This window comes from Chryseobacterium culicis, assembly GCF_900108365.1.
Taxonomy (GTDB): domain Bacteria; phylum Bacteroidota; class Bacteroidia; order Flavobacteriales; family Weeksellaceae; genus Chryseobacterium; species Chryseobacterium culicis.
In genome coordinates this window covers 24,787-42,480 of record NZ_FNWQ01000002.1, presented here as the reverse complement: position 1 = coordinate 42,480, position 17,694 = coordinate 24,787, and the positions used below count along the sequence as shown (strand labels likewise).

16 protein-coding genes are annotated in these 17,694 nt (G+C 32.1%); 9 read left to right on the top strand and 7 right to left on the bottom strand.

Annotated elements, in window-relative coordinates:
- The first annotated feature begins 16 nt into the window (after window positions 1-16).
- Both BLW74_RS06520 and BLW74_RS06515 read left to right on the top strand, forming a co-directional pair.
- Complete coding sequence (locus tag BLW74_RS06520; RefSeq protein WP_089690800.1) at window positions 17-496, top strand: hypothetical protein; 480 nt, start codon at window positions 17-19, stop codon at window positions 494-496.
- Window positions 497-571: 75 nt separating this feature from the next.
- Window positions 572-1,183 (top strand): HNH endonuclease, encoded by a 612-nt coding sequence (locus BLW74_RS06515; RefSeq protein WP_089690798.1) that lies wholly within the window; start codon window positions 572-574, stop codon window positions 1,181-1,183.
- Between the two features lie 11 nt (window positions 1,184-1,194).
- Here the strand turns inward: BLW74_RS06515 and BLW74_RS06510 are convergent, their stop codons facing one another.
- The 3 genes from BLW74_RS06510 to BLW74_RS06500 all read right to left on the bottom strand — a co-directional run bounded on the left by BLW74_RS06510 (window position 1,195) and on the right by BLW74_RS06500 (window position 4,212).
- Window positions 1,195-1,491, bottom strand: a complete 297-nt coding sequence (locus BLW74_RS06510) for a helix-turn-helix domain-containing protein (protein WP_089690796.1) — start codon at window positions 1,489-1,491, stop codon at window positions 1,195-1,197.
- 163 nt (window positions 1,492-1,654) lie between these two features.
- Entirely contained in the window at window positions 1,655-2,503 is an 849-nt protein-coding gene (locus BLW74_RS06505) for an RteC domain-containing protein (protein WP_089690794.1), read from the bottom strand.
- 38 nt (window positions 2,504-2,541) lie between these two features.
- Complete coding sequence (locus BLW74_RS06500) at window positions 2,542-4,212, bottom strand: helix-turn-helix domain-containing protein (protein WP_089690792.1); 1,671 nt, start codon at window positions 4,210-4,212, stop codon at window positions 2,542-2,544.
- Window positions 4,213-4,507: 295 nt separating this feature from the next.
- Between BLW74_RS06500 and BLW74_RS06495 the strand changes: the two genes are divergently transcribed.
- Genes BLW74_RS06495 through BLW74_RS06485 form a run of 4 tightly spaced genes read left to right on the top strand, consistent with a single transcriptional unit; the run spans window position 4,508 to window position 6,726 of the window.
- The gene (locus tag BLW74_RS06495; RefSeq protein WP_089690790.1) at window positions 4,508-4,735 is read left to right on the top strand and encodes a hypothetical protein; all 228 of its coding nucleotides are present in this window, start codon (window positions 4,508-4,510) and stop codon (window positions 4,733-4,735) included.
- Between the two features lie 7 nt (window positions 4,736-4,742).
- The gene (locus BLW74_RS22360; protein WP_167358391.1) at window positions 4,743-4,910 is read left to right on the top strand and encodes a hypothetical protein; all 168 of its coding nucleotides are present in this window, start codon (window positions 4,743-4,745) and stop codon (window positions 4,908-4,910) included.
- A gap of 7 nt (window positions 4,911-4,917) precedes the next feature.
- Entirely contained in the window at window positions 4,918-6,399 is a 1,482-nt protein-coding gene (locus BLW74_RS06490) for a MauE/DoxX family redox-associated membrane protein (protein ID WP_139265709.1), read from the top strand.
- Between the two features lie 48 nt (window positions 6,400-6,447).
- Window positions 6,448-6,726, top strand: coding sequence for a DUF6520 family protein (locus tag BLW74_RS06485; RefSeq protein ID WP_089690785.1), 279 nt, complete (start codon window positions 6,448-6,450; stop codon window positions 6,724-6,726).
- Window positions 6,727-6,755: 29 nt separating this feature from the next.
- Here BLW74_RS06485 and BLW74_RS06480 read toward each other — a convergent pair whose 3' ends face one another.
- From BLW74_RS06480 to BLW74_RS06470, 3 genes are read right to left on the bottom strand one after another with little or no spacing between them, the layout of a single operon-like run.
- Window positions 6,756-9,194, bottom strand: coding sequence for an alpha/beta hydrolase family protein (locus BLW74_RS06480; protein WP_089690783.1), 2,439 nt, complete (start codon window positions 9,192-9,194; stop codon window positions 6,756-6,758).
- On the bottom strand, window positions 9,194-10,582 hold the full coding sequence (locus tag BLW74_RS06475; protein ID WP_089690781.1) for a RagB/SusD family nutrient uptake outer membrane protein: 1,389 nt from the start codon (window positions 10,580-10,582) through the stop codon (window positions 9,194-9,196). Before BLW74_RS06475 ends, BLW74_RS06480 begins: the two co-directional genes overlap by 1 nt.
- A 10-nt stretch (window positions 10,583-10,592) precedes the next feature.
- Window positions 10,593-13,607, bottom strand: coding sequence for a SusC/RagA family TonB-linked outer membrane protein (locus BLW74_RS06470; RefSeq protein WP_089690779.1), 3,015 nt, complete (start codon window positions 13,605-13,607; stop codon window positions 10,593-10,595).
- Window positions 13,608-14,242: 635 nt separating this feature from the next.
- Here BLW74_RS06470 and BLW74_RS06465 point away from each other — a divergent pair.
- Window positions 14,243-14,557, top strand: coding sequence for a hypothetical protein (locus BLW74_RS06465; RefSeq protein ID WP_089690777.1), 315 nt, complete (start codon window positions 14,243-14,245; stop codon window positions 14,555-14,557).
- A gap of 41 nt (window positions 14,558-14,598) precedes the next feature.
- On the opposite strand, the gene BLW74_RS22355 is transcribed toward BLW74_RS06465, so the two are convergent.
- Entirely contained in the window at window positions 14,599-14,769 is a 171-nt protein-coding gene (locus BLW74_RS22355; RefSeq protein WP_167358390.1) for a hypothetical protein, read from the bottom strand.
- A 172-nt stretch (window positions 14,770-14,941) separates the two neighbouring features.
- Here BLW74_RS22355 and BLW74_RS06460 point away from each other — a divergent pair, with 172 nt between their 5' ends.
- Entirely contained in the window at window positions 14,942-16,489 is a 1,548-nt protein-coding gene (locus BLW74_RS06460; protein WP_089690775.1) for a type I restriction-modification system subunit M, read from the top strand.
- Window positions 16,486-17,685, top strand: a complete 1,200-nt coding sequence (locus BLW74_RS06455) for a restriction endonuclease subunit S (protein WP_089690773.1) — start codon at window positions 16,486-16,488, stop codon at window positions 17,683-17,685. Before BLW74_RS06460 ends, BLW74_RS06455 begins: the two co-directional genes overlap by 4 nt.
- The last annotated feature ends 9 nt before the right edge of the window (window positions 17,686-17,694 follow it).

The window sequence follows — 17,694 nt, the reverse complement described above, 5'->3', positions numbered from 1 at the left end:
ATTATTACTTTTGATTATGGCAGATTTAATGAAAGAATTCATAGTAAAAACGGTTGAAGATATAAAATTATTAGCACCTAAACCTTATTGGGCAGTCAATGAAAACAGTTCATCTATAAAAGCTTCAGACTTACTTCCGGAAGAAGGTATTTTTAAAATACATTTTGTAAGAACCGAGGAATTGATTAAAAATTCTAATTTTAGAGAGGTAGATATGACATCGTTGTTCCTTCCTGAGAATATTAAAAGTAATAATAATCAAAGAATATATAGAATCACACAACATTGGATCAATAAAGAATATCTTGATCCACCAAAAATACATTTCAACGCATTTGAGAAAAAAATTGAATTCGAAGACGGCCGTCATCGAGTTAAAACTTCTTATTTATTAGGATATGAAGTAATTCCTGTTGCTATACATTTCGAAGATGTTGACGCTGTTGGAAATCTAATTAAACTGTCCGACAGTGATGTTCTCAAACAGGGTATATAAAGAGAATAGGTCAAGTCTCAAAAGTATTAAAGAGATTATAGAAGGAATGGTAATAGATCAGCATATTTATTTAGAATGAATTGTAGGAGATGCAAAAATGGACTGCTTAAACATTATTATGAAACAGAGTTTCATGATATTTTTCAATGTAAAGAATGCCAATATCAAGAAATTGTTAGGTTTGATGAATGTTGTCGTGATCCGTTCAAAATTGTTGTAAATGACAATTCATTTTCTCCAAATTTTAGGCTTTATGATCAGTGTAAAAATTGTGGCGGAACCAAGAGAAATTTTCCTTTAAAATATACAAAAGACATCGAAATTCGTGGAGAATTTGACATGGATTATTATGATCAATGGAAAAATAATATAAGCCATGATAAGAATCTTGCCTATGAATCAGTGTCATATTCAAATTACTTATCTTCTCCCCGAGGAAAATATCATGAATATTTAGAATCACAAGAATGGAAAGTAAAAAGAAAACAGGTTTTTGATCGAGATAATAATCTTTGCCAAAGATGTAAAAAAGAATCAGCTTTACATGTTCATCATTTAACTTATGACAATATTTTTAAGGAAAAATTAGAAGATTTAATGTCGGTATGTCCGGAATGTCATTCTCAGATACACTATGAAGAGCTTATTTCAAAAATTGAAAATCTAAAAAATAATCGTAAAATTTAAAAACTCATTCGTCATTTGACTTTCCTTGAAGATTTAAAGCTGTTTCTAATTAATTGATGGACATCTGAAAGCTTATAGTAAAGCTTACCGCTGATGGTGTAGTATGATAACCTTTCTTCTGAACGGTATCGCTGGAGAGTCCTGGAACTGATTTTTAATAACTGTAGAACATCTTGATTATCTAATAATTGTTCTCCGTCAATACTCCGTAATCCATTTTGATTTTCTTTTACTTTTTCACTTAAGATATCGAATCTTGTCATAATTCTGTCCATCCATGAAAGAAATTCTGCTTTATCAATATTCATGATTTTTGTTTTATGGTTATAGCAAAGTTTAAAAAAAAATATAAGAATCTCTCGGTAGTTCTTCGTACTACCGAAAGATTTTCTCTGAGAGATAATAAATAGAGAGATTGTCTTTCTAAAAAAAATTTACTATGAAAAAATAAGTATCATTTTTATAACTTTTTTAATCGCCTTCTAACAGCTTATTACTTAAATTTTCGTTTAAAAGTTGCAAAAATTTAGTTTTATTTGTTTTTCGATTCCTGATCTCATGTAGAGTTTTGTAGAAATTTCCAAGATCAATATTTAGAGTTTTCTCGGTATACCGAACAATTTCAGAAAACTCAATGTTTCCACCATTAAAAGCATGCGAACTGTATAAAGCATAAAGAAGTTCAATCAATGAGGACTTTGAAGAAGACCATGATAAAAATAGTTTTTCTTCTGTTTCTTTAAAAGTATATCCATCAATATTTTTGATTGCTTCCAACAGATATTTTTCAAGTAAATCGTTGGCTATGATTTGTGACACGATATGATCATGAGAAGTCGCAAACTTTTCATCGTAGTCGTAAAGTCCTGCTTCAAGCTTTGTTTTAAGATCGAACTGATTCCTCACAAAGTACTTATCGTCAAGAAAAGTTGCTTTACGACGATAATATTCATAAAAATCAGTGTATTGATCATAAAAAGTTTTGAGCGTCAGAAGTTCACATTCAAAATATTCTTTAAGTACGGCTTTTCCGGCATTTGGAATAGCAACTTCTATTGAAAGTAATTTAGAATAATAAATGAACTTAGAAATAAATTGAGGTTTAATTATTTTAAAGAAATAAATTTCTTCTGCAAGGGCTTCAAATTTATACCCTGCTAATAAAGTTTTAATTTCCCTCACAGGAATATCAATTTCCATTAATGCTCTTTCGCACAAGTCGACTTTCTCATATTGAAACTGGGATTCGATCAGATTTAGTTTTTTTTCTAAAGAACTTAATTTTATTTTACATTCTTTAATAAATAAGTTGTTATCCATATTTTTTATTAAAAAATACGAATTAAATAGGAAGCTGGCTACTCTATACGATTCATCTGGATTTTTTCCACAAATTCAACTGGATTAACTCCTACAACTTCTATAAATATTTTAGAAAAATTAGATCTATTCGTAAATCCACATTCTTTCGCTAGGGTTTCTATTGAATACTTCCTCCATTCGTTATTTGATGTGAGCATTTGTTTAGCATACCCCACTCTTAAAAGATTAATATATGTATTGAAATTTGAACCTTTGTATTCATTAATAATACCAGATAAGTAGGTTGTATTTGTTTTTAATCTTTTAGCAAGTTGATTTTGTGTTAACCCCTTTTCTAAATAAAATTTATTTTCTTCCATGATTTCTAATTTATTCAAAATATCATTTACAACTTTATCCGTGAGCTTAGATAGCTTCTGTGGTAATTTATCTTTCTCATTAAGGCATAGTGGATCAGTTGATTGATCTTTTTTATTTCCACTATTTGGTTTTTTTTGTTTGAGTTGGTAATATTTAGCCCCTGAAAATAAAATACATGTCGTTATTGTAGCTCCGGCTATAATATAACCAAACAATGAGGATGATTCTAATTTTTCTTTTGAACGAATCAAATCCTCTGTGTCGTATCCCTTATAAATTTTTCCTGATAAATATTTAAAATCTGTGGATAGTATTTTATCAAAACTTAAAAGTTGTTTAGTGTAATAGAGTTCATCTTCAGCATTTTTTGTATCTCTACAATAATCTATAAGTAATTCATAAGCCTCCCTGACTCTCGGTAAAACAAATCTGTGTTCTACAAATATGGAATCTATTTTCTTCAAATTGGCATATCCTTCTTCTACTTGATTATTTCTCAGAAAAATTTTCCCTTTTAAAAAGTAAATTAGTGAAGTATTTGTAAAGTCCCTTTTTTTCTCTATTCCTATTAAAGCAATATTAAAATCGGACAATGCCATTTTATCATTTTTTTTAATAAAATTTAAGACTCCTCTTAGTTTATAAAAATAGCTTCTTTCTATATCAAAATTCAAGTCATTTGCAGATTCTCTCATCCCTTCTTCAATAAGTTCTGATGCATCATCTAATTTATTTTGATAGAATAAGCAGATAGCCATTTGATTGACGCTGTTTAAATAACCTTTTTTGGTATTGTATTTTAAATTAGGTAGGTTATCATTAAGTTTATAAACCTGATAATATGATCTACATTTTGAAAAAATTTGAAATGCTTCTTCATAATATCCTAAATAACTCTTTACCAATCCAATATGATATAAATTCTTATAATGTAAATATGAATTATTGGAATTTTTCAGATATCCCCATGCTCTAAGATATTCATCAAGGGCTTTTTGATATTTTCTGTAAGTAAAATAATAAACACTTCCTTTTGTCAAATATGCATTTCCAATAACATCAAGATTTTTTGATTGCTGAGCGGCCCATATTATACTGTCTGCATATAGAAGTTTTTTATTTTCTGAAAAGCTTGTTGCGTCTCGATAAGCCTGAGATAATTCCTTGAAATTACTTTCAGCTTTAGCCTGCTTAATATATAAGGCAACAAATTCCAATCCTCTCTCATCATTCTCTGCAAAATTATCATAAGCTGCTCTTAATTTCTCGAAATCAGTTGCCTTGAAAAAAACACAAAAAAACAGAAGAATGATTGACATTCTATTCAAGCCAAAAATAGTTTTCATAGTAAATTATTATTATCTGGTAATTATGACATAAAATTAAGCAAAATGAACAGAGCTTAAAGTAATTTCCAAAGGCAGGGAATTACAAAACATGATAGAAGAGATTTAATAACTGAATATCAACACCTTGCAATATTAAAACAGTCTGACCTGATTTATAAAAAAAGCATTTTCAGTTTATAAATCAGGTCTTTAAACTTTTTTTTTCGAAGGTTTAGCTTTCTAATTTCGCTTCAGAATTCTAACAGTAACACCTAACACCGGCCGGGATTAATCAACTTTTAAATCCCAAATCATGAACATTAAAACAATCTATATTCTAGCAAATATTTTATTAGTCATTACCGCACAGTCATGTCAATCAGAAGAAATTTTAGATCACAATGAAATTCCAAAACTTGCAACAGAGGAAAATCATTATACAATTTCTTCGAAATCAGACAGCACCAGTCAAGAGAAAGAAATAGAGATTACAGAAACCGATCCACCTAAAGATCGGGACAATTGGAAAGTATCTAATTAGTCAACTTATGGATAATAAAAAAGAAACAATTGTTGAGTCAGGCACAGAATGTCCTATTAGTGGCATGTGGAAAGTAATTGGTAAATACACTACAACCATGCTTATACTTCAAAAAAACAAGATGCCCAATTATGGGGGAATAAAAGTATCATGGATATTATTATATAAATGTTAACACTACTATGAAAAATATAACCAAACTAATAATCGAAACAACAGTATATTTTTTCATTTTACTCTTTATATATGCTAGCGTAAGTAAAATATTGGATTTTGAGAATTTTCAGGTTCAAATTGCTCAATCACCATTGCTTAGTTCATATGCTGGAACAATTTCATACCTGGTCATTATAGTAGAATTGATTATTGTTGTAGCACTTATTTTTCAAAAAAGCAAATTAATTGGACTTTACTCTTCGCTAGGTATTATGTCTGCTTTTACTGTTTATATTTATTTAATTCTTGAGTACAGTGAATTTGTACCTTGTTCCTGTGGAGGAATTCTTGAAAATATGAATTGGAGACAGCATTTGTATTTTAATATAGTTTGCGTATTGGTCTTGATTATTGCAATTATTTTAGTTGAAATTAATAGAAAAACTAAGATATTACATTATACTTCTTTAATTTCTGTAATCATCATTTTAAGTTCTCTTAGTGTATTGCTTTTATACCTTCAATCAGAAAAGCAGCTAAGAATAAATAATAATTTTACCCGTAGATATATACCGCATGCGATAGAAAATGAAATATCACTTGATCTCAATTATAACTCTTTTTACTTTGCCGGGCAGGATGATAGTAATATTTATTTAGGAAATACCACAGCTCCTTTAAATATTACCATTGTAAGAAAAGACCTTAAAGGTTTTTCAAAATTTAGAATTCCTTTAAACACAAAGACTCATCCCTTTAAAAGCCTTAAAGTGATTTGGCAATCTCCAAATTATTACATCTATGATGGGACTGTACCAATTATTTATAGAGGAAGCTTAGAGAAAACGGATTCTTTACGTATTGTAAGTTTTGATGAAATGTATTTTGATCAACTGCATGCAACTTCAGATAATTCTTTTTTATTTAGATCACAGAGTTCAAAATACAAAACCTTTATCATTGGAGATTATAAAAATCATCAAATGAATCTTCATTATGATCTTCTTGGAATAGGAAATACAGGTTACATAGAAAATGACGGCTTACTTATCTCCGATTTAGAAAACAAATCTTTTGTTTATGTATATTATTATAAAAATGAATTTGTTTCATTTAACAATACATTAGGGAAGCATAACAAATTTAGATTAATCAGCTTCAAAAAGGAGCAAAGTATGGAAACTGTTAAGCTGTCTGATGGAACTACGAAAATTAAAAATCCTTTACAGCAGTCTGTAAAAAATGCAGTCATTTCAGATAAGCTTTTATTTATTAATTCAAATTCCAAAGCAATTCATGACGGAATTTTGCAATGGAACAAAGCAAGCATCATTGATATTTATAAGACGGATCAGCAGTATTATTCCGGAAGTTTTTTAGTACTGGATCGCCATGGTGAAAAACTAAAGGATATGTTTATTGATGGTAAGTACTTATACATTTTAATTGGAAATGAAATTGTCAAGTATCATTTTGCGCAACCGATACTTGAACAGCTTCACAGGTAATGCCGAAAACCTGAATTAATTGTAGGCACATCTTAATACTTTATTATTATGAAAAATCTTAAAACCATTCTAGTTCCCGTAGCCATCTTGGTATTTGGTGTCGGAAGTGCTTTTGCTACTAATAAGGCAAAAACAGAAAAAAAAGTAAGCGAAACAGCTTATTACTTTGACGCATCAGCTCCTGATGAGAAATGTATCTTTGTAGGAGAAGTTGATTGCAACCCTACAAGCGGACCCGTTTGTACAGAGTTGATTGGTGGCTCCCCCAAAGTTATGCAGCAGTTCTTAAGTGAAACTGAATGCGGAGTAACATTACACAGAAATTAAAAAAGAAGGATGCCCACAGGCATCCTTTTTTAATTTATCCATTCTGCTTTTTTTTCTCCTTTCAAATAATAACCGAACCATTGCAGAACCTTATGATGAAGATCTTTAGCAGTATTTTTAGAAATAATCGTATGGCCCTCGTCTGGATAAACCAAGACCGTTGCATTTTTATTATTTCTTTTTAGTCCTATATAAAATTCCATGATTTGCCCCCATTCTATATTCAAATCCTTTTTTCCTGTCCACAAAAGCATTGGTTTTGATACGTTTTCTACATAATATATTGGATTATTTTTGAAATATAGATCTTTGTTTTTTACAAACGGAGTATTCATTTCGTACTGTCCATTTTCAAACTGCCAGTAAAAAGGGCTTACAAAATATTCATTTAATGAGAAATATGATCTAACAATATCGCTATTACCAGCACCTGAAACATAGGTTGCGAATCTATCTGAATGCGTAGCAATAAAATTGGTGATATATCCCCCATGCGAATGTCCAGTTAAGCCCATCCTATTAAAGTCAATCAACTGATTATTTTTCAAAGCGTCTATTGATTTATTAACACAATCCAATGCTGCAATTCCAGTTCCTTTTTTATCAAAAACAATATCCGGCATATAGACAAAATATCCTTTTTCAATAAGCTTCCTGATGCTGAACCCAACATCTACACTGTTTTCTAAAAAAAGAGGATATTCATTAATTTTATCGCTTTGAATTTGATAAACATGTACCACCATTGGATACTTCTTTCCTGCTTCAACCTCTAAAGGATAATATAAAATACCTTTGAGCTCAACACCTTCCATATTTTTGTATTTGATAGTTTCCACTTTCATTTTCGATTGATCCTTATCATCAGTATTAGATTGAAAAACTACCTTTTTAGGAGATGCTCTGCTTAAATCAATAATACGTTTGGGTTTATTGAAATTCTCTTCAGTAAATAAATAAGCATTTTTTGCCCTATCTGTCTTCTGATAAATCATTTTAGATGTCGTAAAATCAGTTATTTGATAATACTTGTCCGCATATTTTTCAAATATAGATTTCGTCAAACTCGCTTCATCATTCACTTCGAATATATAGTTAAGTTCGTTAAGAACTTTAGAATAAAATGAAAGCTCAAAAGGATAATTGGCAAAGTTTGATTTATTCTTAAAATCTAAAATTTTACAACTGCCTTTATTATTTGTGAACACTTGCTTAATCTTACTTACTTTATTATTATATTTCCATATACCTGTGGAGCCATCAAAGTAAACATTATTCTCATCTGTAAAATAAGCATTCTCAAAGTTTAGATTTTCTACATCTTTATATCTCATTGTATTCACATCCAACAACTTCCATTTTCGTCCATGCCTATAAATAAGATAGTTACCATCAGGAGAATAATTGACGTTTGATCTTATTGTATCAATATAATCATATTGATTACTCGATGCATTATAACGATACACTATAGCAGGTACTTTTTTAGCTGTATAGTCCTGTAATTCAGAAAAACTAAAAGCTAAGAAATAAGTCTTATTGCCAATATCCACTACCCTGTTTAACTTGTCCGTTCCCATTACCTTAACGTTTTTTTCTATTGGTGACCAGAGAAACTTTGTTGTTTCGGACTTTTTAAATTTCTCAATAAGGTTATTGTCAGATGTTAACCAAATTTCCGGTGTTTCAGCTGATTTTTTATCTTTAACTTTTTCGGCATTAATCACAATTCTGCCGTCGGATCTCTGGTATGCTGTTGCCGAATTAAACTGTAGTGGCTGAACTTCTGAAAACTTATATTCCAATTGATGCTTCGTATTATAATATATAATATCATTCAACTGGTTTCTCTGTTTTTTTAATATTAAAAATGAATTAACCTGTGCTCCCACAACGTTCGAAATCTGTTCTGGCGAGGAATAGAGTTTATTTTTCTTCCTTTCACTCCATTCTATGAGATGAAATTTATTGTTCTCCTTAATCTGCAGATAAATACGGTTGTTTACGTAAAAAACATTTATAACATTATTAATACGATCGATTATTTCTTCTCTACTTAAATCGTAAATCTGTACGTTGTCTGAGGTTTTTAGAACAAGTACATTTTCATGTTCTATTGTACCTATGCTTTCGCAAGCGGATAAAATCTTGTTCTTGCCATTGCGATAATCAAAAATTTCTGTTTGATTCTGATATTTTAAAATGAGCTTATCCTTGCTCCATTGATGATCTAAAACCTTTATTCTATAATATTTTTTGTCTGGATTTAATCGATTCATTATGAAAAGGCTGTCACTGTTGTTATCATACACTTTAAAAAACGCTATCCATTTCCCTTCTTTCGATGTACTTTTTAAATAAATATCATAGGCTTTATTTTGTTCGGTGTAGGGAATGGAATCTTTTTCCTTTTGTGTATATGCCCATTGATATATACACATTAATAGGAATATCATTAACTTTCCCATCAGTATCCAGGATTTTGCGGATTAAGATTAGGGTTAATGACCATTTCTTTTTCAGGAATTGGAAATGCACTATGAAAACTTTTCCAGTTTGGTTTAGATAAAGCAAGAATATCTATTTTTTTTAAACGCTTAAGATCAAAAAAACGATGTCCCATTTCAGCAAAAAACTCATGTCTGGACTCATCTAAAACTTTGTCAATCATTTCCTGTTTTGAAAGACCTATAGGTAAAGGATTCAATCCTGCTCTTTGTCTAATTTTATCCACTATTATTTTAGCTTCCTGTATTTTATTCTGATTCGCTAAACTCTCAGCATACAATAAATACACTTCTTCAATTCTAAATATTACTGAATTTTCAGTGGTATTGGAATTTGCGGGATTTCTATACTTCATGGGACGGAAATAGGTTTTTTGATTGATTACGATTGGAAGCATCCAAGCTGTTTTTCGTAGATCACCTAGTTCAAAGGAATTCACTAAAGCATCCGATAATGAAAAAGATGTTGGTAAGCTTGTCGTAAAATTATAGAGAAGATATTCTTTGGTAGCATCTGTTGAATTTGCAGGTTTTAGTTGCCATAAAATATGTTTTCCTGTTTTGGTAAAAACTTTACTCAAATCTGCCTCCCAGACATATAAAGGAGACTGCGTAATTTGAAAAAGCAGATTTTCTGCTTGATTCCATTTTTCCTGACTTAGAAATACCTTTGCTAATAGAAGTTCTGCCACCTTTCGATTGACATAGATTCTTTCCTGATTAGCATATTGATCGTTCAAACCAATTAATACAGTTTGAAGATCACTTTCAAGATTTGACATGAGGTGAAGCTTGCTTACTTTTTTTAACTGGCTATTGTATAGGTAATCCGTAGTATCAGTATAAGGTACTTCATCAAAAATTTGTGATAGGTTATAATACAGCAGAGAGCGTATGACAGTTGCCTCACCTATTAATCGGTCTTTATTTACTTGAGAAATTGAAGAAGATTCTTTAACCCCTTTGATAATTGAATTTGCGTAATAGATCTGTTTATAAGCTTTCGACCACAAATTATAAACAATGGTGTTGCTTGGAATTTGTACGTTGTTATATACATCGACTAACCCATTTTGAATATAAGGGGCGTAGCAGGTAAGATCGTCTGTATATGTTCCCAGAATAGCTGCTGAACCAGTAACATCCCCTGAAATCATTGAAGAGCTCCATAATTCGGCATATAAACCTGCTAAAGCCGCATTTGCAGATGATACATCTGAAAATACCTCAGAAGTTCCTATCTGATTTGTGGGTAGGTCTGTGTCAATAAATTTTTCACATGAAAAAAAGCAAGTCATCCCAACACCCAATGACAGACACTTAAATATATTTGTAATAATATTTTTCATTTTGTAAGATTTAAAAGTTAATTTGAGTTCCAATTGACCATGTTCTTAAGGGAGGCAAGAAGCCTGTTGTTACAAATTCCGGATCTAGTCCAAAATATTTTGTCCACGTTAAAACATTCTGCCCTTGAACATACAGAATAACCTCTGTGGTAGCAGCATTATTGAAAGGGATTCTATAATTAAGCTGAACGTTCTTCAGTCTAATAAATGATGCATCACCTACTGCTGCGGTACTTCGCATGAAATTGGCATGAGCGGCATTTTTTCCCGCATTAACTCCGGTGGAAAAAGGCATATAATACCCTGTTGGATTACCTTCAGACCATACGTTCGAAACTACCTGAGCCTGATTATTCATCGTTCCTGCAACAGGCATGTAACTATGATAATTATAATTTCGTTGTTTTGTAAATTGAAATAGAAACGATAAATCCCAATTCTTATATCTTAACCTGTTTGACCATCCGCCATAAAACTTAACCGCTAAATCTTCGATACTTTTATTATCATCGGGAGATGAAATTTTACCGTCTCCATTGACATCGGCAAATGAATAAAGCCCTGTATTGGGATTGATTCCTATAAAATTATAGAGTTTAACAATAGATGTACTAGAACCTATGACATATTGATTGGCATAGGTAGAGCCTTCAAGCCCCGGAAATGCCAATAAGCGGTTTCGAGGTATGGTCAGATTGAAGTCTGATTGCCATGAAAACGTTTTTGTTTTCATTGGGGAAGTTCTAAATTCAAACTCCCAACCTGTGTTTTCAACAGTCGCTGCCAAATTGGCCTGAACCGAGGTAAATCCTGTAGTTGCAGGCAAAGGCAATCCTACTAGCTGGTTATCTGATCTGTTTCTAAACCAAGAGATGTTAAGCCCTATTATATCTTTAAAAAATGAGGTTTCAAGTGCAAATTCAAGTTTCTTTGTTTTTTCCCAGCTAAAATTTCCATTGAACAATCTGGTGGGAACAAGTCCTACTACTCCATTATAAATGCTTGACGACGCGACAGAATATGTATCACGATATTGAGCGTCTCCAATATTATCACTGCCTGCTATTCCGTAGCTTCCTCTTATTTTACCAAAGCTCAGCCATTTTTTACTACTCAAAAAATTTTCTTTTGAAAAGAGCCATGCTGCTCCCACAGCTCCAAAATTTGCGAATCTGTTATTCGGTCCAAAGCGGCTGGAGCCGTCTCTTCTTGCTGTGAAATTAATAATATACTTATTATCCAGCTGATAATTTACCCTTCCAAAAACAGCAACATATTTGTAGTCTGTAGAAATAATATCAGAAAATATCTTTGTTTTTGCTGCATTGATATTCATCATAAGTGCATTACTTTCGAATCCGGAACCTTGAATAGAAGATTGTTTAGATTCAGATGAATTGATTGTAGTTCCTGCCAGTACATTTAATTTGTGTCTTCCCCATTTATAATCTGCTGTCAATTGAGGTTCTACATTATACGAAAATGAAGAAAAACTACTTGTAAAAGTACTTGACCCGTTGGCGCTTGTAAAATTGAAAGCAGGATTATACCTTGTATGAGGTCTTAAATTAAATTCCTCAAAATTCTGATAATTAAACCCAGAATTAATACTGAAACTTATATTGGGAAAAATCTGATAAGAAATATTCAGACTGTTATTAATCTGTTTTGTATCATTCTGATACGTAACAACCGAGGAAGCCATCGGATTGGTAAAAGTATTGTTTTGCCAGTTTAATGAACCATCTGCATTATATAATGCTGGAGCATTAGGACTTAAAAAGATGCTTGTAGTTGTTAAATCTTCATTGATCACATTATTAAATTGCTGTGAAAAATTGTTTGACAGCGCAATATTTAATTTTTTATCCTTTGATCTATGAGTGAACCCCATTGATAAGGTATTATTTTTATATTGATAGTCTGCAGGATAGACAGTTGTTTGCTCATTATGTGTGACATTAACACGATAAGTCCAGCCGTCTGAGCCTCCTGACAAACCTACACTCATATTAGAAGTTGTGGCAGTTTTACCAATCAGTGTTTTTTGCCAATCAGTGTAACGGTTTTCATCCCAAGCTCCATTTACATCATATGCCGTTGCTGGATATGCAGAAATATTATCATTTGTAAATGCTGATTTACGCATGGCAATATATTCTGAAGTATTCATCATTTTCAGATGAGATGCGACACTACTGAAAGCCAAACTTGAATTGATACTAATGGTAGATTTATTTTTACTTCCTTTTTTTGTAGTAATTAAAATGACTCCATTAGCTCCTCTGCTCCCATAAATTGCCGTTGCATCTGCATCCTTTAAAATTTCAAGACTTTCAATATCATTGGGATTTAGGCTATTTAATGGATTAATATTTCTGAAAGGAAGTATTTGTGACGAAAAAGTAGAGGTCACTGACGTAGACATGGGAACACCATCCAGAACATATAGCGGTTGATTTCCATCTACAGCACTATTGGATAATGTTCTTAAACTGTTTCTTCCTCTGATCTGCACATCATAGCCTCCGCCTGCAATACCCGAATTTTGGGTAATACTTACTCCCGCCATTCTTCCTTGTGCTGAAGATAGTACATTATTGACAGGTTGATTTCCGAGGTCTTTTGCAGTTACTTTGGCAATACTTCCTGTACTCTCCTTTTCCTTTACCTTATAATATCCTGCATTAATAGTAACTTCTTCAATCTCCTTTTCCTGCCCTCCTAATGTAATATTCATTACCTTACGATCTCCCAACACCACCATACGATCAGGATAATCCGGATGCCTGAACACAAGAACTGCTTCGGCTCCTGCAATTTGAATTTGGTAGTACCCTTTGTTATTTGTAATTGCGACGGACTCACTACCTTGTTGAAATACCGATACTCCCTGTAACGGCTTATTATTTTCTGTGACAGTACCTGAAATGGTACGCACCTGCCCTATTGCTACGCTAGAAGCGAGCAATGTGAAGCCAAAAGCCATTTGAAGATGACTCAGGCTGCAAAAGTTTTTTTTCATACTTTTGAATACGTTTAATTAAATTAAGCTCACGGCTCTTTCCTGCACAGTCTAATGCCAATAAACTATCATGCGGAAAGGGCTTTCTTTTTTCTATGGTTACTCTACACTTTCTGTTTCTTGTATGTTTTTTTAGATTCCTGATCGTAAATTTTATGCCCGGGAGGAAGCATTCTAGTAATAAAAACACTCCCTACCCAAAGCATATCATAAAAATTAATATGAATGAAATTTGTGTTCTCTGAAAGCTGCAAAGCCTCAATGGGTTGTACACCCCATTGTAACGTGTCGTAGATACTCTATATGGATAAGCAGCTTAGAAGTAGAATAAAGTAGAAAAGCAGAACAGCATTGGAAAATAAAACGGCATGGAACTCTACATTATCCGATTCGGGGTACTGGTATACCTTACACACAGATAAGAGAGCCCACGCCTAGGTCGTGAGCTTCCTGCTTATCGTCTCGTGTGTTAAAAATTACCAGTTTTCGAATCGAGATTCTAAGCAATAGCTTCTATTATTCTTTGAAGTATCGCAAAATTACATTATTTTTTTAATGTAATATTTCGCTAATATACAAATTTATTTACACATGTGTAATTGTGGGTAATAATTTTTATCAGTCCTTTTGTTTTTATGAGAAAACAAATCAAAATACCTGAATTGACAGAAGCTATATCCGAAGTCATTAAGGATCTGTATAAAGAAAAAGGCACTGCAGTTTTAGATGAAAACAATCAATACTTCAATGAAATAGGGAAAAATTTAGGTTTAGAAAGATACACATCAACTGAACATAATGTTACCTGTAGTAAACTGTTTGCAATATGTGATTTTTTTGAAATATCAATGTCAGAATTTTTCATAAAAGTTGAAGAAAAAAATCAACTTTTAAAATTTGATAAGCAACGTCAAGGCGAATTAGTAAAAAAAGCCTATAGAAACATGTAAAATAAACACAATAAAAATCCTAACTAAAGTTAGGATTTTTATTATTTACCAATTTCTTCATAATAACGTTCAGAACATTGTTTTAGAACTTCTTCTGTTTCTCTAAATTCTTTTTTGGCTTTGATATAGTCTTTATTCGTTTGATTTAGACCAATTGATAAAACGATAATTGCAATAGTTGAAAAAATGCTGTAGATTTTTAATGCTTTCATATTTGTGGTTTCTGTAAAGATAAAACAATCTGTAAAATTAATATTTTGAAAATGACTCCATTGAACCTGGAACAAAAAATGTTGTGATTAACTTCATTCCGTATCTTTAATTCTATGCGTATATTTGACTAGTTTTATAACTTTAAAATATAATAAATTTACATTTATATAAATGACTAGTACAATTCAAAAACAGGAATTACTCAATAAAATATGGAAAATCGCCAATGAGGTACGTGGCGCAGTAGACGGATGGGATTTTAAACAATTTGTTCTAGGTACACTTTTCTATCGATATATAAGTGAAAATTTCAGCAGTTACATTGAGGCAGGTGATGAGAGTATTAATTATGCAGCTTTACCAGACAGCGTAATTACGCCTGAGATTAAAGACGATGCCATTAAAACCAAAGGCTATTTTATTTATCCAAGTCAGCTTTTTGAGAATGTGGCTAAAAATGCCAATACAAATCCAAATTTAAATACGGAATTAAAGGATATCTTCAATTCAATCGAAAGTTCCGCAAATGGCTACCCTTCAGAACAGGATATTAAAGGGCTGTTTGCCGATTTTGATACCACTAGTTCACGTTTAGGAAATACTGTTGCCAATAAAAACAGTCGTTTAGCAGCCGTTTTAAAAGGCGTTGAAGAATTGAATTTCGGAAACTTTGAAGACAGTCAAATAGACCTTTTTGGAGATGCGTATGAAATTCTAATTTCTAATTATGCTGCTAATGCAGGAAAATCGGGAGGGGAATTCTTTACACCTCAGACCGTTTCCAAACTTATTGCACAGCTAGCCATGCACAAACAAACTTCAGTAAATAAAATTTACGATCCGGCAGCAGGCTCTGGTTCTTTATTGTTACAGGCAAAAAAACACTTTGATAGCCATATTATTGAAGAAGGTTTCTTTGGGCAAGAGATAAATCATACCACCTACAACTTGGCACGTATGAACATGTTTTTGCATAATATCAATTATGACAAGTTTAATATTGCACTTGGAAATACTCTTTTAGAACCTCATTTTGGTGATGACAAGCCATTTGATGCCATTGTTTCCAATCCTCCGTATTCGGTGAACTGGATTGGTTCTGATGATCCAACTTTAATAAATGATGACCGCTTTGCTCCAGCTGGCGTGTTAGCCCCTAAATCAAAAGCTGATTTTGCATTTGTACTGCATGCTTTAAGTTATCTTTCAAGTAAAGGTAGAGCTGCTATTGTTTGCTTTCCCGGCATTTTCTACCGTGGCGGCGCCGAACAGAAAATCAGAAAATATCTGATAGATAATAATTTTGTAGAAACCGTAATTGCATTAGCTCCTAATTTGTTCTATGGTACTTCCATAGCTGTAAATATTTTGGTTCTTGCAAAAAACAAAACAGAAAATAAAACACAATTTATCGATGCTACTGGTGAGAACTTTTTTAAAAAGGTGACCAACAACAATGTATTGAATGACATTCACATTGATAAAATCATGGAACTCTTCGACACAAAAGATAATGATCCACATATAGCTGTAAATATTGACAATAACAAAATTGCCGAAAACGATTATAATCTTTCAGTAAGCAGTTATGTAGAAGCTAAAGACACTCGCCAAAAAATTAACATTGTTGAGCTGAATGCAGAAGTTAATAAGATCGTTGATAATATTACAAAACTTCGTACTGAAATTGCTAACATTATTAAAGAGATTGAAGCATGAGTGTTTTAGATAAATTATTGGATGGTGTGCAAGTAGAATGGAAAATGCTGGGGGAAGCTCTTGTAAGAACGACAGGGACGAATATTACGGCTGGTCGAATGAAAGAACTGCACAAAGATAATGCTCCCTTAAAAATATTTGCAGGGGGAAAAACGGTGGCATTTTTTAATTATTCTGATATTCCCGAAAAAGATATTAATAAAGAACCTTCAATAATAGTAAAATCTCGTGGAGTAATTGAATTTGAATATTATGACATGCCATTTTCGCATAAAAACGAAATGTGGTCTTATCATTCTAAAAATAATAACATCAGTATTAAGTTTATCTTTTATTATTTGAAAATAAATGAACCATATTTTCAAAATATTGGAAATAGAATGCAAATGCCTCAAATATCAGTACCTCATACAGATAAATTCCAAATTCCAATTCCACCGCTTGAAATTCAACAAAAGATAGTTGCTATCCTTGATACATTTACCGAACTTACAGCTAAGCTTACAGCCAATCTCACAGCTGAGCTTACAGCGCTTAAACAGCAGTATACTTATTATCGTGAGCAATTGTTGAGCTTTGAGGATGGAGAAGTGGAATGCAAAACGTTGGGGGAGGTTGGTGAACTTGTTCGTGGTAATGGGCTACCTAAAGCTGACTTTACAGAAGCTGGCGTTCCGGCAATACATTACGGACAAATTTACACCCATTATGATACTTATACTACCAAGACAATATCTTTTGTTTCGCCAAAAACTGCTGAGAAATTAAAAAAAGTAAATAAAGGTGACGTAATTATTACAAATACCAGTGAAAATTTAGATGATGTCGGAAAAGCAGTTGTCTATTTAGGAGAAGAAACTGCGGTGACAGGAGGGCACGCAACTATTTTTAAACCTGGGACTACAATAATAGGAAAGTTTCTTGCTTACTACACTCAAACAGAGATGTTTGCAAAAAAGAAAGCTAAGTACGCTAAAGGAGCTAAAGTTATTGATGTTTCAGCTAATGATTTAGCAAAAATCGTTTTTCCTATTCCATCCCTTAAAGAACAAGCTCGCATTGTTTCCATTCTTGATAAATTTGATACGCTTACCACATCCATCAGAAAAGACTTAACTAAAGAAAATGAATTGAGAAAGCAGCAATATGAATATTATAGAGATCTATTGCTAACCTTTCCTAAAAAAGTGAACTAAGCGAATAAT